The sequence below is a fragment of the Candidatus Allofournierella merdavium genome (genome assembly GCF_944382735.1).
In the GTDB taxonomy this organism is placed as follows: Bacteria; Bacillota; Clostridia; order Oscillospirales; family Ruminococcaceae; genus Allofournierella_A; species Allofournierella_A merdavium.
Genome location: NZ_CALWND010000006.1, coordinates 144,508 through 163,906, shown reverse-complemented (window position 1 = coordinate 163,906; position 19,399 = coordinate 144,508). Strand labels below are relative to the sequence as shown.

At 66.1% G+C, this 19,399-nt stretch carries 20 protein-coding genes; 6 read left to right on the top strand and 14 right to left on the bottom strand.

Features of this window, described 5'->3' with window-relative positions; genetic code table 11:
* The first annotated feature begins 17 nt into the window (after positions 1–17).
* From pheS to ACH2A7_RS06545, 6 genes are all read left to right on the top strand, one after another.
* A complete protein-coding gene (gene pheS / locus ACH2A7_RS06570) occupies positions 18–1,040 on the top strand; it encodes a phenylalanine--tRNA ligase subunit alpha (protein ID WP_394960880.1) in 1,023 nt (340 codons plus the stop codon).
* Positions 1,041–1,058: 18 nt separating this feature from the next.
* Positions 1,059–3,533 carry a phenylalanine--tRNA ligase subunit beta gene (gene pheT / locus ACH2A7_RS06565; RefSeq protein WP_394960879.1) on the top strand — a complete coding sequence of 825 codons (2,475 nt, stop codon included), beginning with the start codon at positions 1,059–1,061 and terminating at the stop codon, positions 3,531–3,533.
* A gap of 181 nt (positions 3,534–3,714) precedes the next feature.
* A complete protein-coding gene (locus tag ACH2A7_RS06560) occupies positions 3,715–3,960 on the top strand; it encodes an IreB family regulatory phosphoprotein (RefSeq protein WP_394960878.1) in 246 nt (81 codons plus the stop codon).
* A gap of 146 nt (positions 3,961–4,106) precedes the next feature.
* Positions 4,107–5,231 (top strand): glycosyltransferase family 1 protein, encoded by a 1,125-nt coding sequence (locus ACH2A7_RS06555; protein ID WP_394960877.1) that lies wholly within the window; start codon positions 4,107–4,109, stop codon positions 5,229–5,231.
* Positions 5,228–6,214, top strand: coding sequence for a glycosyltransferase family 2 protein (locus ACH2A7_RS06550; RefSeq protein ID WP_394960876.1), 987 nt, complete (start codon positions 5,228–5,230; stop codon positions 6,212–6,214). Before ACH2A7_RS06555 ends, ACH2A7_RS06550 begins: the two co-directional genes overlap by 4 nt.
* Positions 6,215–6,252: 38 nt before the next feature.
* Positions 6,253–7,494, top strand: coding sequence for a glycosyltransferase (locus tag ACH2A7_RS06545; protein WP_394960875.1), 1,242 nt, complete (start codon positions 6,253–6,255; stop codon positions 7,492–7,494).
* A 52-nt stretch (positions 7,495–7,546) separates the two neighbouring features.
* On the opposite strand, the gene ACH2A7_RS06540 is transcribed toward ACH2A7_RS06545, so the two are convergent.
* The 14 genes from ACH2A7_RS06540 to ftsY all read right to left on the bottom strand — a co-directional run bounded on the left by ACH2A7_RS06540 (position 7,547) and on the right by ftsY (position 19,329).
* Positions 7,547–8,593 carry a hypothetical protein gene (locus ACH2A7_RS06540; RefSeq protein WP_394960874.1) on the bottom strand — a complete coding sequence of 349 codons (1,047 nt, stop codon included), beginning with the start codon at positions 8,591–8,593 and terminating at the stop codon, positions 7,547–7,549.
* A 188-nt stretch (positions 8,594–8,781) separates the two neighbouring features.
* The gene (locus ACH2A7_RS06535; protein WP_394960873.1) at positions 8,782–9,249 is read right to left on the bottom strand and encodes a CD1247 N-terminal domain-containing protein; all 468 of its coding nucleotides are present in this window, start codon (positions 9,247–9,249) and stop codon (positions 8,782–8,784) included.
* An 87-nt stretch (positions 9,250–9,336) separates the two neighbouring features.
* Entirely contained in the window at positions 9,337–9,894 is a 558-nt protein-coding gene (gene efp, locus ACH2A7_RS06530) for an elongation factor P (protein WP_394960872.1), read from the bottom strand.
* A 113-nt stretch (positions 9,895–10,007) separates the two neighbouring features.
* The gene (locus ACH2A7_RS06525) at positions 10,008–10,817 is read right to left on the bottom strand and encodes a TIM barrel protein (RefSeq protein WP_394960940.1); all 810 of its coding nucleotides are present in this window, start codon (positions 10,815–10,817) and stop codon (positions 10,008–10,010) included.
* Between the two features lie 47 nt (positions 10,818–10,864).
* Positions 10,865–11,368 (bottom strand): YqeG family HAD IIIA-type phosphatase, encoded by a 504-nt coding sequence (locus ACH2A7_RS06520; protein ID WP_394960871.1) that lies wholly within the window; start codon positions 11,366–11,368, stop codon positions 10,865–10,867.
* A gap of 104 nt (positions 11,369–11,472) precedes the next feature.
* On the bottom strand, positions 11,473–11,649 hold the full coding sequence (gene rpsU / locus ACH2A7_RS06515) for a 30S ribosomal protein S21 (RefSeq protein ID WP_177521317.1): 177 nt from the start codon (positions 11,647–11,649) through the stop codon (positions 11,473–11,475).
* Between the two features lie 148 nt (positions 11,650–11,797).
* A complete protein-coding gene (gene leuS, locus ACH2A7_RS06510) occupies positions 11,798–14,212 on the bottom strand; it encodes a leucine--tRNA ligase (protein ID WP_394960870.1) in 2,415 nt (804 codons plus the stop codon).
* A 67-nt stretch (positions 14,213–14,279) separates the two neighbouring features.
* Positions 14,280–14,645 (bottom strand): ribosome silencing factor, encoded by a 366-nt coding sequence (rsfS, locus tag ACH2A7_RS06505; RefSeq protein WP_394960869.1) that lies wholly within the window; start codon positions 14,643–14,645, stop codon positions 14,280–14,282.
* Between the two features lie 46 nt (positions 14,646–14,691).
* Positions 14,692–16,104: an LCP family protein gene (locus tag ACH2A7_RS06500; RefSeq protein WP_394960868.1), complete on the bottom strand. Its 1,413-nt coding sequence runs from the start codon at positions 16,102–16,104 to the stop codon at positions 14,692–14,694.
* A gap of 14 nt (positions 16,105–16,118) precedes the next feature.
* Positions 16,119–16,694, bottom strand: coding sequence for a bis(5'-nucleosyl)-tetraphosphatase (symmetrical) YqeK (gene yqeK / locus ACH2A7_RS06495; protein ID WP_394960867.1), 576 nt, complete (start codon positions 16,692–16,694; stop codon positions 16,119–16,121).
* 6 nt (positions 16,695–16,700) lie between these two features.
* Positions 16,701–17,321, bottom strand: a complete 621-nt coding sequence (nadD, locus tag ACH2A7_RS06490) for a nicotinate (nicotinamide) nucleotide adenylyltransferase (RefSeq protein ID WP_394960866.1) — start codon at positions 17,319–17,321, stop codon at positions 16,701–16,703.
* 18 nt (positions 17,322–17,339) lie between these two features.
* Positions 17,340–17,636 carry a YhbY family RNA-binding protein gene (locus tag ACH2A7_RS06485; protein ID WP_394960865.1) on the bottom strand — a complete coding sequence of 99 codons (297 nt, stop codon included), beginning with the start codon at positions 17,634–17,636 and terminating at the stop codon, positions 17,340–17,342.
* A gap of 27 nt (positions 17,637–17,663) precedes the next feature.
* A complete protein-coding gene (gene rdgB, locus ACH2A7_RS06480) occupies positions 17,664–18,395 on the bottom strand; it encodes an RdgB/HAM1 family non-canonical purine NTP pyrophosphatase (RefSeq protein WP_394960864.1) in 732 nt (243 codons plus the stop codon).
* Between the two features lie 16 nt (positions 18,396–18,411).
* Positions 18,412–19,329, bottom strand: coding sequence for a signal recognition particle-docking protein FtsY (ftsY, locus tag ACH2A7_RS06475; protein WP_394960863.1), 918 nt, complete (start codon positions 19,327–19,329; stop codon positions 18,412–18,414).
* Positions 19,330–19,399: the final 70 nt, after the last annotated feature.

Genomic DNA, 19,399 nt, shown 5'->3' with positions numbered 1-19,399 from the left:
GAAAGTGAGGAAACAACATGAAAGAGGCATTGGAACAGATCCGCCGCACGGCGGACCAGCTGATCGCCGCCGCCGCGGACGAAAAGGCGGTGGAAGAGCTTCGGGTGCGCTTTTTGGGCAAAAAGGGCGAGTTGACCGCCATCCTGAAGCAGATGGGCAAACTCTCCGCCGAGGAGCGCCCGGTGGTGGGCGCGCTGGCCAACCAGGTGCGGGAGGAGATCGACGAGCGCATCCGCGCCCGGATGAAGGAACTGGCCCAGGCGGCCCTCACCGCGCGCCTGGCCGGCGAGACCATCGACGTGACCCTGCCGGGCAAGCGCCCGGAGCAGGGCGGCCTGCACCCCTTCCACCTGGTGCTGGACGACTTCAAGCACATCTTCCTGGGCATGGGCTTCGACGTGGTCAGCGGCCCCGAGGTGGAGCTGGACCACTACAACTTTGAGATGCTCACCATCCCCAAGACCCACCCCGCCCGCGACACCCAGGACACCTTCTACATCACCGAGAACATCCTGCTGCGCACCCAGACCAGCGGCATGCAGATCCGCACGATGGAGCAGCGCAAGCCCCCCATCCGCATCATCGCCCCCGGGCGGGTGTACCGCTCCGACGCGGTGGACGCCACCCACAGCCCCATCTTCCACCAGATCGAGGGCCTTGTGGTGGACGAGGGCATCACCTTCAGCGACCTGAAGGGCACGCTGGAACAGTTCATCAAAAAGCTCTACGGCCCCCACACCAAGGTGCGCTTCCGCCCCCATCACTTCCCCTACACCGAGCCCAGCGCCGAGATGGACATGAGCTGCTTCAAGTGCGGCGGCAAGGGCTGCTCCATGTGCAAGGGCGAGGGCTGGATCGAGATCCTGGGCTGCGGCATGGTGCACCCCAAGGTGCTGGAAAACTGCGGCATCGACTCGGAGAAGTACACCGGCTACGCCTTCGGCATCGGCCTGGAGCGGGTGGTCATGATGCGCTACGGCATCGACGACATGCGCCTTCTGTACGAAAACGACCTGCGCTTCCTCAAGCAGTTTAATTGATAAGGGGGACAAACACCAATGGTTTTACCGATGAGTTGGGCGAAGGAATTCGCCGATTTTGACTGCTCCGCCAAGGAGATGGCCGACCGGCTCACCATGACCGGCAGCAAGGTGGAGTGCTATACCAACGCCGCCGACGCCGTGGAGAACGTGGTGATCGGCCGCATCGAGTCCATCGTGCCCCACCCGGACTCCGATCACATGGTGATCTGCCAGGTGGAGGCGGGCCAGGGCACGCCGCTGCAGATCGTCACCGGCGCGGCGAACCTCAAGGTGGGGGACCTGGTGCCGGTGGCGCTGGACGGCTCCACCCTCCCCGGCGGCGTGAAGATCAACAAGGGCGTGCTGCGGGGCGTGGAGAGCAACGGCATGCTGTGCAGCCTGGCCGAACTGGGCCTGACCGTCCACGACTTCCCCTACGCCATTGAGGACGGCATCCTGGTGCTGGATGCGCGGGACTACCCCGAGGGCATGCCCGCCCCCGGCACCCCGGCGGTGAAGGCGCTGGGCATGGACGACGTGGTCTTTGAGTTCGAGATCACCCCCAACCGCCCCGACTGCCTGGCGGTGCGGGAACTGGGCCGGGAGTGGGCCGCCACCTACGGCACCCCCTTCAAGGACCACACCCCGGTGGTGAAACCCGGCCACGGCAGCGTGAACGACCTGCTGAAAGTGGACATCGAGAACAGCGACCTGTGCCTGCGCTACTGCGGCGCGGTGGTGGAAAACGTGCGGGTGGCCCCCAGCCCCAAGTGGATGCGGGACCGGCTGCGGGCCTGCGGCGTGCGGCCCATCAACAACCTGGTGGACATCACCAACTATGTGATGCTGGAGTACGGCCAGCCCATGCACTGCTTTGACCACAAGTATGTGAACGGCCAGCACATCCATGTGCGCAACGCCAAGCCCGGCGAGCACATCGTCACCCTGGACGGGGTGGACCGGCCCCTCAGCCAGGAGATGCTGGTGATCGCCGACGACGCGGGCCCCATCGGCGTGGCCGGCGTGATGGGCGGCGAGTACAGCGGCACCTACGAGCACACCACCCGGGTGGTGTTCGAGAGCGCCATGTTCTACGGCCCCTCCATCCGCACCACCGCCAAGAAGCTGGGCCTGCAGACCGAGGCCTCCGCCAAGTACTCCAAGGGCCTGGACCCCAACACCTGCGCGCCGGCCCTGGCCCGGGCGCTGGAGCTGGTGCAGCTGCTGGACGCCGGCGACGTGGTGGACGGCGTGGTGGACATCTACCCCGCACCCCGCACTGAGAACCGGGTGCCCCTGCGCCCCGAGGTCATCAACCGGCTGCTGGGCACCACCCTGAGCCGTGAGCAGATGGTGGACATCCTTCTGCCCCTGGGCTTTAAGATGGAGGGGGACGTGGTGGTCTGCCCCACCCTGCGGGACGATGTGAAGCGGGACTGCGACCTGGCCGAGGAGGTGGCCCGGTATGTGGGCTACAACAAGCTGCCCAGCACCCTGATGCGGGGCGTGGCCGAGGCCCGGCCCACCCCCCGCCAGAGCTTTGACGAAAAGCTCACCCGCACCCTGGCGGGCTACGGGCTGTGGGAGTGCGAGACCTTCAGCTTCTACAGCGCCAAGTGCTTTGACCAGATCAACCTGCCGGCGAACGACCCGCTGCGCAATGCGGTGGTGATCTCCAACCCCCTGGGCGAGGACACCAGCATCATGCGCACCACCGCCCTGCCCAGCGTGATGGAGGTGGTCGCCCGCAATTACAGCGCCCGGGCCGCCGCGTGCGCCGTGTTCGAGCAGGCCACCGAGTACCTGCCCAGCCCGCTGGCCCACGAGGTAGCGGACAACGACTTCAACGACTACCCCGCCCTGTGCAAAAAGCTGGCCGCCGAGGGCAAGACCCCCAGCGACCTTCTGCCCACCGAGTTGCAGAAGCTCATCCTGGCGGCCTACGGCCCCCAGTGGGACTATCTGGCCATGAAGGGCGTGGCGGAGGGCCTGCTGGCCACCGCCGGCATCCGGGACTTCACGGTGCAGCGCAACGCCGCGGGCACAGCCTTCCACCCCGGGCGCGCCGCCGACATCTATGTGAAGGGCGAAAAGGTGGGCACCGTGGGTGAGATCCACCCCACCGTCTGCGCCAATTACGGCATCAAGGCCCGGGTGGTGGCCGCCGACCTGGATCTGGACAAGCTGTTCCAGCTGCGGGGCGGCGAGCCTCAGTTCACCCCGCTGCCCAAGCACCCCGCCACCAGCCGCGACCTGGCCCTGGTGGCCGACGAGGCGACGCCCGCCGCCGAACTGGCCGGCTGCATCCGGTCGAACGCCGGCGAGAATCTGGAGAGCCTGACCCTCTTCGACGTGTACACCGGCGAGAAGGTGGGCGAAGGCAAAAAGAGCCTGGCCTATAACCTGGTGTTCCGCGCGGCGGACCGCACCCTCACCGATCAGGAGGTGGACGAGGCCATCGGCCGGGTGCTGAAAGCCCTGGGCGAAAAGGGCGTGAGCCTGCGCAGCTGAGCTTCTTTGTGTCCTTTCGGGCGCCGTTTCCCGTTGCGGGAGACGGCGCCTTTTTGTCCCGGCAGGGGCGGCCTTCACAAAATACCCGCAAATTTGCCCGCCGGCCGCTCTTGCAATCGGGGGCGTTATCCTGTATACTATGCTTATAAAATCATTTCCTTTGCAAAGGGGGGCCCGAGAGATGTCTGATCCTACCGCTGTATTCTCCATCTACGACGAACGCGACCGTGAGATCCGCGCCGTGGTGCAGGAGGTGTACGACGCCCTGAAGGAAAAGGGCTACAATCCCATCAACCAGCTGGTGGGCTACATCCTGTCGGAGGACCCCACCTACATCACCACCTACAAAAACGCCCGCTCCCTCATCCGCAAGGTGGACCGGGATGATCTTTTGCAGGCGATGGTGCGCAACTATGTGAATCCCTGATCCTTCAAAGGGGGGCTCCGCCGGCCGGCGGAGCCCCCCTTTTTTCGCCCTTTGGCGACCTGGGCGCGGCCGGCGGCTTTATTGCAAAGCCCCCGGCTTTTTGCTATACTGAAGCGTGTATCCTGACATGAAAAGGGGGGCGTGCCATGGCGCCGATCCGGGTGCTGCACTGTGTGGCGGGCTTGGGCCACGGGGGCTACGAGAGCCTCATCATGAACCTCTACCGCAACATCCACCGGGAGAAGGTGCAGTTCGACTTTGTCTCCTCCTTTCCCGGCGTGTACGAAAAAGAGATCGAGGCCCTGGGCGGCGTGATCCACCGCATCCCCTTCATCACCCAAAAGGGGCCCTTCGTCTACACCGCGGCGCTGGACCGGGTGCTGCGCGCTTCGCCCCGGTACCCCATCGTCCACTCCCACATGGACAAGTTCAGCGGCCTGGTGATGCAGCGGGCGGCGAAGGCGGGCATCCCGGTGCGCATCGCCCACAGCCACAACACCAAAAACGAGGGGGGCCTTGCCTTTCAGCTGGTGAAGGACCACTACGGCCGGATGGTGCTGCCCTGGGCCACCGACCTGTTCGCCTGCAGCAGGGCCGCCGCCGACTGGATGTTCGGGGCAAAGGCGGCCGACGCCCACATCCTCTTCAACGGGGTGCAGCCGGAGGCCTTCGCCCCCGACGCCGCCGCCCGCGCCGCGGTGCGCGCAGAACTGGGCCTTGCCGGGGACGTCTTCGCGGTGGGCCATGTGGGCCGGTTCACCGAACAGAAGAACCACGCCTTTTTGCTGAAGATCTTCGCCGCCCTCCACGCCCGCCGGCCGGACAGCGCCCTGCTGCTGGCGGGGGACGGCCCCCTGCGGCCCAAAATAGCCGAACAGGCGCGGCGGCTGGGCCTTTCGGAGGCGGTGCGCTTTCTCGGTCTGCGGGAGGATGTGCCCGCCCTGCTTTCCGCCATGGACTGCTTTGTCTTTCCCTCCCTGCACGAGGGACTGCCGGTGACATTGGTGGAGGCGCAGGCGGCGGGGCTGCCGGTGGTGGCCAGCAGCGCCATCACCGACGAGGTGTGCATCACCCCGCTGGTGCGGCGCATGGGGCTGGACGAGCCCGCCGGCGAGTGGGCGGCCGCCGCGCTGGAACTGGCCGGCGGCGGCTTTGCCGCCCGCCGCTGCCCCGCCGGGGCCATCCGCGCCGCGGGCTACGACATCGCTGACACCGCCCGCTGGCTGGAGGAATTTTATCTCGCCCGGGCGGCGCAGACGGAGGGAAGATGACCATGACAAGACCGCTGATCACGGTGGTGGTGCTGGTGTACAACGCGGGGGCCTACCTTGCCCCCTGCCTGGAGAGCATCTCCCGCCAGACCCTCACCGACTTTGAACTGCTGCTGGTGGACAACGGCAGCACCGACGGTTCCGCCGAGGCCTGCGACGCCTTCGCCCGGGAAAATCAGCGCTGCACGGTGATCCACCAGGAGAACCTGGGCATCATCGGCGGCCGGGGCGCGGGGGTGCAGGCGGCAAAGGGGGAGTATCTCGCCTTTGTGGACTCGGACGACCTGCTTCACCGACGGATGCTGGAAGAACTGGCGGCCAGCTGCCGGTCCACCGGCCTGCCGGTGGCCTGCTGCCGCTTTCTGCCCTTCTTGGGGGAACAGCCCCCGGAGGTGCCCGACGAGCCCCAGGCGCGGTTGCGCTTTGAGGCGCCGCTGCACCTGGACGCGCTGCTTCACGACAAGCGGGTGGAGTACAGCCTGTGCAACAAGCTGTACCACCGCAGCCTGTTCGAGGGGTTCGACTTCTCCTCGCCGGTGATCTACAACGAAGACCTGTACCTCAACTGGCACATCCTGCAACGGGTGAAGGGCATGGCCTTTGTGGACCTGGTGGGCTACTTCTACCGCCAGCACGCGGCCTCCACCACCCACCGGCCGCTGCACCGCCGGGCGCTGGAGGACCAGCTGTCGGTGGCCTCCACCATCCTGAACGAGGCGAAGGACAGCGCTCTGGAGCCCACGGCCCGGGCGTTTTACTATGAAAAGCTGCTGTATCTGGACAGTATGATCCTGCGGCAGGAGAACGCCCGGGACTTCTCGGCGGACCACCGCTTTCTGCTGGCCCAGCTGCGACAGGGGCTGCGCCGGGCGCTGACGCTGCCCCGCCTGCCCGGGAAGATGAAGGTGGTGGCGCTGGTGGCCTGCATGGGCGGGCCCTTCTACCGGTGGCTCTGCCGCCTGCTGCTCACCGACCGCCGCTGAATTTTTCGACCGCCCGCCCGGCGGGCAAGGTGCCCTTTATGAAACTGCTCTTTATCCTGGACACGGTGGAGTTCCCCCTGGCCCCCACGCCGGCGCTGGCGCGGCGGGTGGCCTGCCTGCTGGCGCGGCGGGGCCACACCGTGCACCTGCTGGAACTGTGGGACGGGCAGACCCCGCCCCCCGCCGCCGACGGCTGCGTCGGCCACCCGCTTGCTTTTGCCGACGAGCGCCGGATGAACGAGGCGCTGGAGTTCGGCCACGCCGGCGGCACGCCGGTGCCCCTGCGCCTTGCGCGGCTGGCCGCGAGGCCGGACGCGGCGCTGGCCGCGGTGCGGCAGATCGCCCTGAAGCGGCCCCGACGGCTCACCGCCGCCCGCGGCGCCATCGAGCGGCTGGACGCCTCCGTGGGCTTTGACGCCGCCGTGGCGGTGGCCGCCCCCTACGCCGGCAGCTTCGCCCTGGCCGAGGCCGCCGTGCCCTGCACCAAGATCGACTGGCAGATGGACCCCTACGCGGCCAACGCCAGCTATTCCGCCCCCGGCGCCTGGGCCCGAGAGCGGCAGCTGGCGGATGGGATGGACCGGCTGCTGGTACCCCCCGCCCTGGCCCGCTACTACGCCCCCAGCGCGCCGCTGGCCCCCTTTGCCGACCGGATGACGGTGCTGGATTTCCCCAGCCTGGTGCCCCCCGCCCCCGCCGCCGCGGCGGTGAAAAGCGCGGCGGGCCGGCGGCGGTGCGTCTTTGTGGGCAGCCTCTACCCCGCCCTGCGCACCCCCCACTACGCCCTGGAGTTGTTCCGGGCGCTGAACGCCCCCGACTGGGAACTGGTGTTCGTAGGCGGCGGCTGGGAGAACTATCCCAAGAACCTGCCCGAGCCCTTCGCCCGGGCGCTGGGCGACCGGCTGGAAATCACCGGCCCGCTGCCCCGGGCCCGGGCGGAGGAGTATCTGGCGGGGGCGGACGTGCTGCTGAGCCTGGGCAACGACCTGGACAACCAGGTGCCCAGCAAGCTGTTTGAGTATTTCGCCGCCGGCAAGCCGGTGCTGCACCTGGCAAAGCGGGCGGACGACCCCTGCCTGCCCTACTTTGCCCGGTGGCCGCTGGCCCTCTGCCTTGAGGAGAGCGAGGGCGCCGGCCCGGAGGTGCTGGCCCGTCTGGGCCGCTTTCTGGCCGGGCAGGGCGGGCGCGCCCTGCCCTTCGGGGAGGCCTGCCGCCTGTTCCCCGAAAACACCCCCGAACACGCCGCGGACGTGCTGGAAAACGTCTGCGGTCGCAAATAGCGCAACAAAGCCCTCCATACCCGTGTATGGAGGGCTTTTTGTGCTCGTGGTGTCATCCGTCCAGCAGGCGGGCCTGCTTCAGCCAGGGGCGGGCGGCGGGGCCGGTGCCTTCCGGGATCAGGCCGAAGCGGTATTCCATCCGCACCGGTGTGTCGGCGCCGATGGTCACCGTGGCCACCAGTTCCTCCGGCTCCGTCACCGCGGCATATTCGTCGACGACCGGCAGCTGCGCCGCCTCGCGGCGGTACTCCACCGCACACGTCTCCATGGACGCCGCCGCCTGCGGCATATCCGGCAGCTGCAGCCGGCCGTCGGTGAACAGGCCGCTTTGCTGCAGGCGGATGTCCGTGCCGCTCCACGCCGCGTTTTCCGGCGAGAAATCCGCCTGCGTCATCCGGAGCACGTCGCTCTCGGAAAGGGTATCTTCCATGCCGGGCCAGTCCTTCGCCCGCAGCGCCAGCCAGAGGGTGAATTGCTCCTGTGTCCACTGGCCGGGGGAGTCATAGTCACGCCAGACGCCGCAGCCCACAAGCGCCGTCAGCTGATGGTTCACCATGGCCCACTGGTCGTCGGTGAGCCCCAGCGCCGCCGCGTCCGGGTCGGTGGGCGCGGGGTCCTCACCGATGGCTGCCACCATGCTCTCCTTCACCAAGAGCTCCCCATCCGCCGGCTCCATGGGCGTCAGCACCGTCCAGATGCCGTCTTTGTACTGCGGCCCGCAGATAGCGGTCTCGGGGGTGTACTTCACCCGCAGTTCGGCGACAAAAAGCTGCCGGGCGTCGTCCACTTCCAGCCAGTCCCGCCAGGTGAGCCCATCCTCCGCAAGGTACTCCTCCAGCCGGAGCCATTCATCCCACTCCGAAGGCGGGGCCGTCTCCGCCCGCAGCACCTCAAAGGCGCTGAGCCGCTCCTCATCCAGGCCGTACCGCTCCCGCAGCTGCTCTACCACCGCCCCGGCGTCGGCCCGGGCGGCTGAGCCGCCCGCCCTGCTTGACGCTCCCGAGCCGGCCGGCGCGGCGGATGGCATCCGCCCTGTGCAGCCGAACAGCAGCAGCGCCGCCAGCGCCGCCGCAAAACAGATCTGTATCCCTCGCTTCATTTCCGTTCCCTCCTTTGCGCATCCGTTCGCTCCCCCCACCGCGCGGGAGGTCCTTCTATTTGATAAACGCAACAGCCGCCGCGCTTATTGCGCCGCCGCCCCGGAGCGGCCGCCCGCAAACGCGAAAAAGCCCGTCCACCCCTTTTCGGGGCGGACGGGCTTTGCGCTGTTGGGCAATGACGCGGTGTTTATTCCTCTTCCTCGGGGGCGCCGCAGCCGGTGCAGCCTTCGCACTCGTCGTCGTCGCACTCGCTGAACTCGATGTCGAACTCGGCGCCGCAGTTGGGGCAGCTGATCTTCTGGTTGAAGAGGGTGTCCTCGTCCACCACGGTCACAGCGCCGCAGTTGGGGCAGGTGAGTTCATACTCCACCTCGGCCTCCAGCTCGCCGTCGTCCTCATCCTCGTCGTCCTCGTCGTCCTCATCCTCGATCTCGTCGCCGTAGACGTACTCCTCCAGCTCGTCCATGTCCTCGTCCATGGCGTCCAGTTCATCGTACACCTGATCCAGATCGTCGTCCAGATCGGTGACGGTGTCGCACAGCTCGGCCAGCAGGTCGTACATGGCCTTGAGCACCTTGCCCTCTTTGGTCTCTTCGCTGATCTCCAGGCCCTCCATCAGGCCCTTCAGGTAAGCGGCTCTCTCGTTCAGTTCCATTGGGAATTCCCTCCTAAATACATGGTTTGAATGGAAAAACCGGGCGGCGGCAGTGCCGCCGCCCGGGGCTTGGTCTTGATGGGTCGCTCAGGCGCGCTCCATATACTCGCCGGTGCGGGTGTCGATGCGGATCTTGTCGCCCTCGTTGATGAACAGGGGCACGCGGATCTCGGCGCCGGTTTCCAGCTTGGCGGGCTTCAGGGTGTTGGTGGCGGTGTTGCCCTTGAAGCCGGGCTCGGTCTCGGTGACTTCCAGCACCACGAAGTTGGGGGCCTCGATGCCGAACACGTTGCCCTTGTAGCTCAGCACCTTGACCATCTCGTTCTCCTTGACGAACTTGAAGGAGTCGCCCAGGTCTTTCTCGTTGATGGGGATCTGCTCGTAGGTCTCCATGTCCATGAAGTAGTACAGGCCGCCGTCGTTGTAGCAATACTGCATCTCACGCCGCTCGATGTAGGCGGTGGGGAACTTGGCGCTGGGGTTATAGCTGGTCTCGGTGACGGCGCCGGTGATGACGTTCTTGGTCTTGGTGCGCACGAAGGCCGCGCCCTTGCCGGGCTTCACATGCTGGAACTCCACCACCTGCAACACCTTGCCGTCCTCTTCAAAGGTAACGCCGTTGCGGAAATCGCCTGCAGAAATCATAAAGGATCCTCCATAACTTTTTATAATCTCAAGATTGACCTTGACATATCCGTAAATATTTTACCCTACACGCGGCTGTTTTGCAACCCTTTTCTGGCAAAAAGGCGCGCCGTTCAGCCCCCCGCGAGGCCCTGATAATACCGTTTCATGGTGGCCGCGTCCTCCGCCTGGGTGCCGGCGGACTCGCAGATGATCACCGGCGAAAGCCCTCGCCGGCATACCTCCTCCAGCAGCGGCTCAAAGGGCGGGCCGAACACCGTGTCCGCGAAGGTGAGGTGCCGCTTCTCGCCCCCGGTGGTGTACTCGATGCGGCTGAAGTGTACATGGAAACGCACCGCCCGCTCGTCCCCCAGGGCCTCGGCCATCCGGTCCAGGATGAAGGCGTACTGCTCTTTTCCCTTGATCCAGCCGCCGTCCCGGGCGTTCAGGTGGCCGAAGTCGATGCAGGGGGTAATGCGCCTGTCCACCCCGCACAGGGCCAGCACCTCGTCCAGGGTGCCCAGCTGGCCCACCTTGCCCATGGTCTCGGGGCAGAGGGTGATGTCCTCAAAGCCCGCCTCGTCCAGCGCCGCCTGCATCCGGGCCATGGTGTCCAGCGCCTTGGCCAGCGCCTCCTCCCGGCTCTGCTTGCCGCAGCTGCCGGCGTGGAAGATCACCCGCCGGCCCCCCAGCGCGCGCACCGCGGCGGCGCTTTGCAGGATGTAGTCCACGCTGTGCAGGCGCTTTTCCTCCTCCATGCTGCTCATGGAGATGTAGTAGGGCGCGTGCAGGCTGAAGACAATGCCATGGGCCGCGGCGCCGGCGCGGATGGTCTTTGCCAGCGCCTCCCCCAGCCGCACCCCCCGGCCGCACTGGTATTCGAAGGCGTCCAGCCCCATGGCAGCGGTATACTGGGGCACCTGGGCGCTGGACTTGTAGCCCATGGCCCGAAAACTCTCGCTGGCGCCGGCGGTGCCGAACAGCGGTGTGCTCACAGCAGCTTGCCCCCCTTTCGGTAATAGCGGCGCAGGAAGGGCTGCTCCAGCTTGCGCTTGAGGCGGATGTCCCGCCGGGCGGCGCCGCCCCGGGGGGTGACGATCAGCGCCCGCACGCCGTAAAGGCTGGCGGCCAGCCGGTCGGTGAACAGCTGGTCGCCCACGATGGCCATGGCGTGCCGGGGCACGCCGAAGCGCCGGCGGGCGGCGGCCAGGCCGAAGGTGAGGGGCTTGCAGGCCATGGACACAAAGGGCAGCCCCAGCCGCGCGGCGAAGGGGCTCACCCGGGCCTTTGTGTTGTTGCTCACGATCATCAGCTGCACCCCGGCGGCGCGCAGCTGCTCCAGCCAGTCCTTCACCTCGGCGGCCAGTTCCTGACTGCCGTGGGCGGTGAGGGTGTCGTCCACATCCAGCACCAGGGCGGCGATGCCCTTTGCCTTCAAAAAGGCCGGGGTGATGCCGCTGACGCTGGCAAAGAGATATTCCGGTGTGATGAGCATGGGCCGACGCCCTCCTTCTTAGTCTGAAAAGCGAAAACGGGCGGGCCCTTCTGGGCCCGCCCGGACGCATGGCGCGTTTTTTGCCGGATGACCGGCGCCGCAGCTTACTTGTACTTGCGCTTGCGGGCGGCTTCGGACTTCTTCTTGCGGCGCACAGAGGGCTTCTCATACGCCTCGCGCTTGCGAACTTCCGCCAACACGCCGCTGCGCGCGGTGGAGCGCTTAAAACGGCGCAGCGCGCTTTCCAGCGATTCGCCGTCCTTGACACGAACTTCCGACATCTTACTTCCCTCCCTTGGACCTGAGGCAGGAGTTTTGCCGGGTCTTTAAAAGCAAAGTACCCAACATACCAATTATACTATGCCCCAAGAGATTCTGTCAACTGCAAAAATGCCCACAAGAGAGGCTTTCACAATTGTTCACAAAGTTTTAACCTTTCACCACCAGGTTGACCAGCTTGCCGGGCACGGCGATCTCCTTCACCAGGGTCTTGCCCTCCAGCAGGGCGGCCACCTCCGGGTCGGCCTTGGCGGCGGCCAGGGTGGCGGCGGCGTCCAGGCCGGCGGCCAGCTGCAGCCGCACCTTGGGCTTGCCGTTCAGCTGCACCAGCACCTCCACGGTGCTCTCGGTGCACTTGGCCTCGTCGTACACCGGCCAGGTGGTGTGGGCGATCTGCCCCTCGAAGCCGCAGCGCTGCCACAGCTCCTCGGTGATGTGGGGGGCGAAGGGGTTAAGCAGCACCAGCAGGGTGGCAAACTCGTCCTTCGTGGCGCCGCCGGCGGCGTAGAGGTCGTTCACCAGGGTCATCATCGCCGCGATGGCGGTGTTGTGCTTGAGCACCTCGATGTCCTCGCCCACCTTTTTGATGGTGCGGTGCATCTCGCTCTCCAGCGCGGGGCGGTAGCCCTCGCTGGGCACGATCTGGTCCGCCAGACCCCACACCCGCTCCAGAAAGCGCTTGCAGCCCTTGATGGACTGGGTGGACCAGGGGGCGGCCTTCTCGAAGTCGCCGATGAACATCTCGTAGAGGCGCAGGGTGTCGGCGCCGTACTCGTTCACCACGTCGTCCGGGTTGATGACGTTGCCGCGGCTCTTGGACATCTTCTCGCCGTTCTCGCCCAGGATCATGCCGTGGCTGGTGCGCTTTTTGTAGGGCTCGCTGGTGGGCACCACGCCGATATCGTAGAGGAATTTGTGCCAGAACCGGCTGTACAAAAGGTGCAGGGTGGTGTGCTCCATGCCGCCGTTGTACCAGTCCACCGGGCTCCAGTACTCCACGGCCTCCTTGCCCACCGGCGCGATGTCGCAGTGGGGGTCCATGTAGCGCAGGAAGTACCAGCTGGAACCGGCCCACTGGGGCATGGTGTCGGTCTCCCGCTTGGCGGGGCCGCCGCACTTGGGGCAGGTGGTGTTCACCCACTCGGTGTGGCGGGCCAGGGGGCTCTCGCCCTCGGGGCCGGGCTCAAAATCGGTGATCTCGGGCAGGCGCAGGGGCAGTTCGCTCTCGGGCAGGGGCTGCCAGCCGCAGTGGGGGCAGTTCACCATGGGGATGGGCTCGCCCCAGTAGCGCTGGCGGCTGAACACCCAGTCCCGCAGCTTGAAGTTCACCTTGGCGTGGCCCTTGCCGTTGTCCTCCAGCCATTTGGTGATGGCTTTTTTGGCCTGTTCCACGCTCATGCCGTTGAGGAAGCCGCTGTTCACCATGGTGCCACTGGCGCAGTCGGTGAAGGCTTCTTTTTCCACATCGCCGCCGGCAACCACCTCGATGATGGGCAGGCCGAAGGCCTTGGCGAAGTCGTAGTCGCGGGTGTCGTGGGTGGGCACCGCCATGATGGCGCCGGTGCCGTAGGTGGCCAGCACATAGTCGGAGATGAAGATGGGGATCTGGGTATCGTTCACCGGGTTGACGCCCTTCACGCCCTCCAGCTGCACGCCGGTCTTGTCCTTGGCCAGCTCGGTGCGCTCAAAGTCGCTCTTGCGGGCGGCCTCGGCCTGGTAGGCGCGCACAGCGTCGGCGTTGGTGATGGTGCCGTTTTCCAGCCACTGCTTCACCAGGGCGTGCTCGGGGGCCAGCACCATGTAAGTAGCGCCGAAGAGGGTGTCCGGCCGGGTGGTATAGACCACCAGATCCTCGCCGGTGGTGGTCTTGAAGGTGACTTCCGCGCCGTGGCTGCGGCCGATCCAGTTCTTCTGCTGGGTGACCACCCGGTCGATGTAGTCCAGCCCGTCCAGGTCGTCGATCAGCCGGTCGGCGTAGGCGGTGATCTTGAGCATCCACTGGCTCTTGACCTTGTGCACCACCTCGCCGCCGCAGCGCTCGCAGCAGCCGTTGACCACTTCCTCGTTGGCCAGCACAACCTTGCAGCTGGTGCACCAGTTCACGTTCATTTCCTTCTTATAGGCCAGGCCGTGCTTGTACATCTGCAAAAAGATCCACTGGGTCCACCGGTAGTACTCCGGGTCGGTGGTGTTGATCTCCCGGTCCCAGTCGAAGGAGAGGCCCAGGGCCTGCAGCTGGCTCTTGAAGCGGGCCACATTGTTTTTGGTGACCACCTCCGGGTGGATGTGGTTCTTCATGGCGAAATTCTCGGTGGGCAGGCCGAAGGCGTCCCAGCCCATAGGGTAGAGCACGTTGTAGCCCAGCAGGCGCTTTTTGCGGGCCACGATATCCAGCGCGGTGTAGCTGCGGGGATGGCCCACATGCAGGCCCTGTCCGCTGGGATAGGGGAACTCCACCAGGGCGTAGAATTTGGGCTTCGAGTGGTCGATCTTGACGGAGAAGGTCTTTTCATCCGCCCAGATCTTCTGCCACTTGCTCTCAACGGCCTTGAAATCGTATTTCACCTGACATCAACTCCAGCAATTAGATTCAAGATTCAAACGGCGCGGGGCTTATCGCCCCGCCGCCGGTTCACTGCCCGTCGGCTTCCTCTTCAAACTTCATGTCCACCGGCTCGGCGTCCGCCCACAGGTGCTCCAGGTCGTAGAAGCTGCGGGCCTCGGGGTAGAACACATGCACGATCACTTCGCCATAATCCAGCAGGATCCAGTTCTTCGAGTCGTAGCCCTCGGTGCGCAGGGGCTTGACGCCCTGCTCGCCCAGCTGGAACTCCACTTCCTCGGCCAGGCTCTTCACATGGGTGGAGGAGGTGCCGGTGGCGATGACGAAGTAGTCCGCCAGCACGGTGAGATCCCGCACCTTGAGCACCTTCACGTCGGAGGCTTTCTTTTTGTCCAGCACCCGGGCAATGGCGGTGGCAAGCTGCAAACTTTCCATTCAGGTTCTCCTTTCGCCGGCCTTTCCCGGCTGTTGTGGGCGGCGGTCAGCCGCCGGTCTGGGCGGTCTCCGCCTCGGTGTCCAGCTGGCCCATGTACTGCACGTTGGGGTCGGTGGACTCGCCCACGGTGGCCAGGGTGGGCACATCCAACTCATACACCGGCCCGCCGTAGGTGCGGAAGTACTGGTTCAGCAGATCGGTGGTCTTGGCCACATCGCAGATCAGATGAGACTGGTCGTTATAGCGCTGGGCGGCAGAGTAGGTGGGCAGTTTGCACATCATGATGTTGGCGCTGTCCACCTGCAAAAAGCTCACGCCCATGCTGATGAGCTGGTCCATGGGGATGTTGGTCTCCACATACTTGAGGGCCACCGGGGCAAGTTTGGCCAGGTCCCACACGGTGGCGGTGCGGATGCGGGCAAAGAGGCCCTGGTAGAAATAGCGCTGCATATCCAGCCGGGCGATGTCCGACTGGGCGTAGTTGCGGTTGCGCACAAAGAACTCGGCGGCCTCGCCGTTCAGGTTGCGGTAGCCCTGCTCCAGGGTGCTGCCCTTGAAGGAGATGTCCTTGGGGATGTACACCTCGATGCCGCCGAAGTAGTCCACGATCTCCTTGAGGCTCTGCATATCAATGGTGACGTAGTAGTCCACCGGCAGCTTGTACTGCTCGTAGATCAGTTCCATCAGGCTGCCGATGCCGTCGTTGTGCAGGGCCACGGCGTTGATCTTGCCGGTGTTGCCGTGCTTGTACTTCTCTCCTGGGTAGGTGTCCCGGGGGATCTGGAGCATGTTGATCTTGTGGTTGGCCACGTCGAAGTTGACGTACATGATCATATCGGTCATGCCGTCGTTGGAGCCGTCGCCCGTGTAGGCGCGGCCCTCCTCGTAGTCGATGCCGCACACCAGCACGTTCACCACATCCCTCTTGTACTCGGTGGGGGTGTTGATGATCTCGTTGATGGTGGGGTTGCCGCCCTCGGGGCTGATGGAGTGCACCACCCACTGATACAGGCCGAACAGGCCCAGCGCCAGGGCCCCGAACACGCAGCACAGGGTGATCAGCACCGCCTTCAGCGCGCCGCCCTTTTTCTTTTTGCGGGCGCGGGGCGCCGGGGCATGGGCGGAGGACCCGCCGGCGGCGGGCCGGGCGGCAGACCGGGAAGCGGCGGTGCGGCCGGACGTGCCGGAGGCAGGCCGCGAGGCGGCGGTGTGCCCGGAACCGCCGGAGACAGACCGCGGGGCGGCGGCGCGGCCGGATGTGCCGGACGCGGCGGAGCCGGGGGCGTGGTAGACGGTGCGGGAAGCGCCGGCGGAAGTGCCGGCGGAGGCGCCGCTGCGGTTGATCTTGCGCCCGGAGCCGGACGCGCTGCCGGTTCCGGAAGTGCCGCGGGCGGACGAGGCGCCGCTGTGGGCGGCGGAAGAAGTGTTAAGTTTGCGATGCTGATTGGATTCGTTCAAGGGGCAAACCTCCGTTATTCGGCGGGCCGGGCGCGCTTTTCCAGGTCGTCCAGAGCCTGCCGGCTCAGCGGGTCGATGGTTTTGCCGCAAGCTTCCATCCACTCCACGTTATAACGCAGGGCCACGGTCACCGCCGTGTCCAGGTCCTGCCGGGCAAGCCGGCGCAGCTCCTCCACTTCCGGATAGCTGCGCTCGGCGCTGATCATGTCGCTCAAAAAGATGATCTTGTCAAGCTTTGTCATGCCGGGCCGGCCGGTGGTGTGATACCGGATGGCGTCCAGCACTTCTTTATCCTCCACACCCCAGCGAGTCTGTGCCAGGATGGACGCGGCCACGCCATGCCACACCGGCGGCGGGCTGTTTTCAGCGTCACCGGCTATTATAGCATTTTCCCGCAGAATCTGCAATAATTCCTCTTTGGGCAGTTCTTTGGCCGCGTCGTGGAGCAGGGCGGCCAGCGCCGCCTTTTGTTCGTCCGCACCGTACTGCCGCGCCATGGCCACCGCCGCGTCCCGCACGTTGACGGTGTGGGTGAAGCGCTTTTTGGAGAGGGCCTTTTTCACCATGGCCTCGGCCTGTTCACAGTTCATCTGTTCTCACCTTTCATAGAGTTGGTTTTCTTCGATCACCCGCCGGGCCGCCCCGGGCACCAGGGACAGATCCCGCCGGTGGGCCCGCAGGTCGGTGGAGGCCAGGGGCAGGGCGGGGGCGTCGGTGAAGAGCACCCTGCCCCCCTCGGCCTCGAGAGCCCGGGCGGCGGCGCGCAGGGCCGGCATGTCCCCTTCTTCCCGGCTCTGGGCCACCAGTGTGGTGCGCCGCAGCAGTTCCTGCCAGTTCCGCCACTCGGTGAAGGTGGTGAGCATGTCGCTGCCCACGCACAGGTACACCGACGCGCCGGGGTATTTTTCTTCCAGCATCTTCACCGTGTCGATGGTGTAGCTTTTGCCGCCCTGGCGTATCTCCCAGTCGCTGACCTCCAGCGCCGGGAACAGGGGGCGAAAGCATTCGCACATGGCAAGGCGCAGCGCCGCCGGGGTGGCGCTGGCCGCCTTGTGGGGCGGGATGCAGGCGGGCATCACCACCACCCGGTCGGGCCGGGCGGCCCGGATGGCGCTTTTGAGGAAATGGACGTGGCCGTTGTGGGGCGGGTCGAAGGTGCCGCCGAAGAGCAGCACTTTTTCACCGCCCGGCCGCGGGCTGTGTGTCTCGGCCTCCATGGCGCGCACCTTCCTCCGTTACTTCAAAATGTCCTCGAAGCGGCTCTCCTTCTTCTTTTTGAGAAAGAGCACGAATTTGGAGCCGATGACCTGCACCACCTCGGCGCCGGTCTGTTCGGCCAGCAGGGCGGCGGCCTCCTTTGCCGAGTAGACGCTGGTCTCCAGCACCCGCATCTTGATGAGTTCCCGGGCGGCCAGGCAGTCGGCGGTGGACTTGATGAGGGCCTCGTCGATCTCGCCCTTGCCCACCTGGAACACCGGGTCCAGGCCGTTGGCGGCCTTGCGCAGCGCGGCGCGCTGTTTGCTTGTGAGCATGTAAAACTTCCTCCGTTGTATCTGTTTTCAGCGCAGGGTGCGGGTGACGCGGTCGCCGTCCCGCTTATAGTCCTGCTCAAAGCCCAGGCTTTCGTCGATGGCGGTGATGGGCGCGTCCGCGCCCTCCCCCGCCGCCAGGAAAGCGGGCAGTTCCTTGTCCAGTTTTGCCATGGCCACGCCCCGGTGGCTGATGGCGTCCTTCTCCCAGTCTTCCAGCTGGGCGTAGCTGCGGCCCTCGGCGTTGGGGGCCTTGCCGCCCCCAGGCAGGCCCACCTCGTCGGGGATGAACAGCGGGTCGTAGCCGAAGCCGTTTGTGCCGGCGCGGGCAAAGCCCACCCGGCCGGGGCACTCGCCCAGCACTGTCAGCTGGCGGCCGCCGGGCAGATAAAAGCACACCGCGCTGACGAACTTCGCCCCCCGGCTGCCCTCCTCCACCCCGGAGAGGGCGGCCAGGAGTTTGTCGTTGTTGGCCTCGTCGTCGCCGTGGCGGCCGCAGTAGCGGGCGGAATAGACCCCCGGCGCGCCGTCCAGCGCGTCCACCGCAAGGCCGGAGTCGTCGGCCAGGGCGGGCAGGCCGGCGGCCTCGCAGATGGCCCGTGCCTTGATGAGGGCGTTTTCGGCGAAGGTGGTGCCGGTCTCCTCCGGCTCCAGGGTGATACCCAGCTCCTTCTGGCTCTTGACCGTGTGGCCCTGGGCCTCCAGGATGCGGCGGATCTCCTTGAGTTTGCCGGCGTTGCCGGTGGCGGCGCAGATCAGCATAGTTTGTTCTCCTTTTTCAGTGCTCCGCGAAGAGGGCCTCGGTGAAGTCCTCGGCGGAAAATTCCATCAGGTCGTCCATGCCCTCGCCCACGCCCACAAAGCGCACCGGCAGGCCCAGCTTCTGCTTGACGCTGATCACCGAGCCGCCCTTGGCGGTGCCGTCCAGCTTGGTGAGGATGATGCCGCTGGCCCCGGCGGCCTCGATGAACTGGGCCGCCTGGCTGATGGCGTTCTGGCCGGTGATGGCGTCCAGCACCAGGAGGGTCTCCACGCTGGCGGCGGGGCAGGCCTTTTCCACGCTGCGGCGCACCTTGGAAAGCTCCGCCATCAGGTTGTGCTTGGTGTGCAGGCGGCCGGCGGTGTCGCAGATGACGATGTCCACCCCTTTGGCGGCGGCGGACTGCACCGCGTCGAACACCACGGCGGCGGGGTCGGCCCCCTCGCCGTGGCGCACCATGGGCACGCCCACCCGGTCGGCCCAGATGCCCAGCTGCTCGGCGGCGGCGGCGCGGAAGGTGTCGCCGGCGGCCAGCAGCACGCTCTTGCCCTGGGCCTTGTACAGGCGGGCCAGCTTGGCGATGCTGGTGGTCTTGCCCACCCCGTTCACCCCGATGACCATGATCACCGCCGGGTGGCCGGAGAGGTCCATCGGGCCGTCCGCCTTCAGTTCCTCCACGATGATGGCCTTGAGGGCGGCCAGCGCGTCGGCGGCGGTCTTGATGTGCTCGGCCCGCACCCGCTGGCGCAGCGCGGTCACCAGCCGGCTCGCCTCGTCGGCGCCGGCGTCCGCCAGGATGAGCTGGTCCTCCAGGTCGTCATAAAAGGAGTCGTCGATGCTGCCGGCGTTCATCATCTCCAGAATGCCGGCGAAAAAGCCCTTGCGGGTCTTGGCAAGGCCCTCGTCCAGTTTTTCTCTGCGGCTGAATAATCCCATGGTGCGTTTCCTCGTTTCAGGGTGTTCCCGCCGGGGGCGGGGCGTACTGTAAGTATATACGGCGCAAAGG

Excerpts from the sequence above, each read along its gene's own strand:
- pheS (WP_394960880.1), top strand. The coding sequence starts at position 18 with ATGAAAGAGGCATTGGAACAGATCCGCCGCACGGCGGACCAGCTGATC.
- pheT (WP_394960879.1), top strand. The coding sequence starts at position 1,059 with ATGGTTTTACCGATGAGTTGGGCGAAGGAATTCGCCGATTTTGACTGC.
- ACH2A7_RS06560 (WP_394960878.1), top strand. The coding sequence starts at position 3,715 with ATGTCTGATCCTACCGCTGTATTCTCCATCTACGACGAACGCGACCGT.
- ACH2A7_RS06555 (WP_394960877.1), top strand. The coding sequence starts at position 4,107 with ATGGCGCCGATCCGGGTGCTGCACTGTGTGGCGGGCTTGGGCCACGGG.
- ACH2A7_RS06550 (WP_394960876.1), top strand. The coding sequence starts at position 5,228 with ATGACCATGACAAGACCGCTGATCACGGTGGTGGTGCTGGTGTACAAC.
- ACH2A7_RS06545 (WP_394960875.1), top strand. The coding sequence starts at position 6,253 with ATGAAACTGCTCTTTATCCTGGACACGGTGGAGTTCCCCCTGGCCCCC.
- ACH2A7_RS06540 (WP_394960874.1), bottom strand. The coding sequence starts at position 8,593 with ATGAAGCGAGGGATACAGATCTGTTTTGCGGCGGCGCTGGCGGCGCTG.
- ACH2A7_RS06535 (WP_394960873.1), bottom strand. The coding sequence starts at position 9,249 with ATGGAACTGAACGAGAGAGCCGCTTACCTGAAGGGCCTGATGGAGGGC.
- efp (WP_394960872.1), bottom strand. The coding sequence starts at position 9,894 with ATGATTTCTGCAGGCGATTTCCGCAACGGCGTTACCTTTGAAGAGGAC.
- ACH2A7_RS06525 (WP_394960940.1), bottom strand. The coding sequence starts at position 10,817 with ATGGGCTACAAGTCCAGCGCCCAGGTGCCCCAGTATACCGCTGCCATG.
- ACH2A7_RS06520 (WP_394960871.1), bottom strand. The coding sequence starts at position 11,368 with ATGCTCATCACACCGGAATATCTCTTTGCCAGCGTCAGCGGCATCACC.
- rpsU (WP_177521317.1), bottom strand. The coding sequence starts at position 11,649 with ATGTCGGAAGTTCGTGTCAAGGACGGCGAATCGCTGGAAAGCGCGCTG.
- rsfS (WP_394960869.1), bottom strand. The coding sequence starts at position 14,645 with ATGGAAAGTTTGCAGCTTGCCACCGCCATTGCCCGGGTGCTGGACAAA.
- yqeK (WP_394960867.1), bottom strand. The coding sequence starts at position 16,694 with ATGAACTGTGAACAGGCCGAGGCCATGGTGAAAAAGGCCCTCTCCAAA.
- nadD (WP_394960866.1), bottom strand. The coding sequence starts at position 17,321 with ATGGAGGCCGAGACACACAGCCCGCGGCCGGGCGGTGAAAAAGTGCTG.
- ACH2A7_RS06485 (WP_394960865.1), bottom strand. The coding sequence starts at position 17,636 with ATGCTCACAAGCAAACAGCGCGCCGCGCTGCGCAAGGCCGCCAACGGC.
- rdgB (WP_394960864.1), bottom strand. The coding sequence starts at position 18,395 with ATGCTGATCTGCGCCGCCACCGGCAACGCCGGCAAACTCAAGGAGATC.
- ftsY (WP_394960863.1), bottom strand. The coding sequence starts at position 19,329 with ATGGGATTATTCAGCCGCAGAGAAAAACTGGACGAGGGCCTTGCCAAG.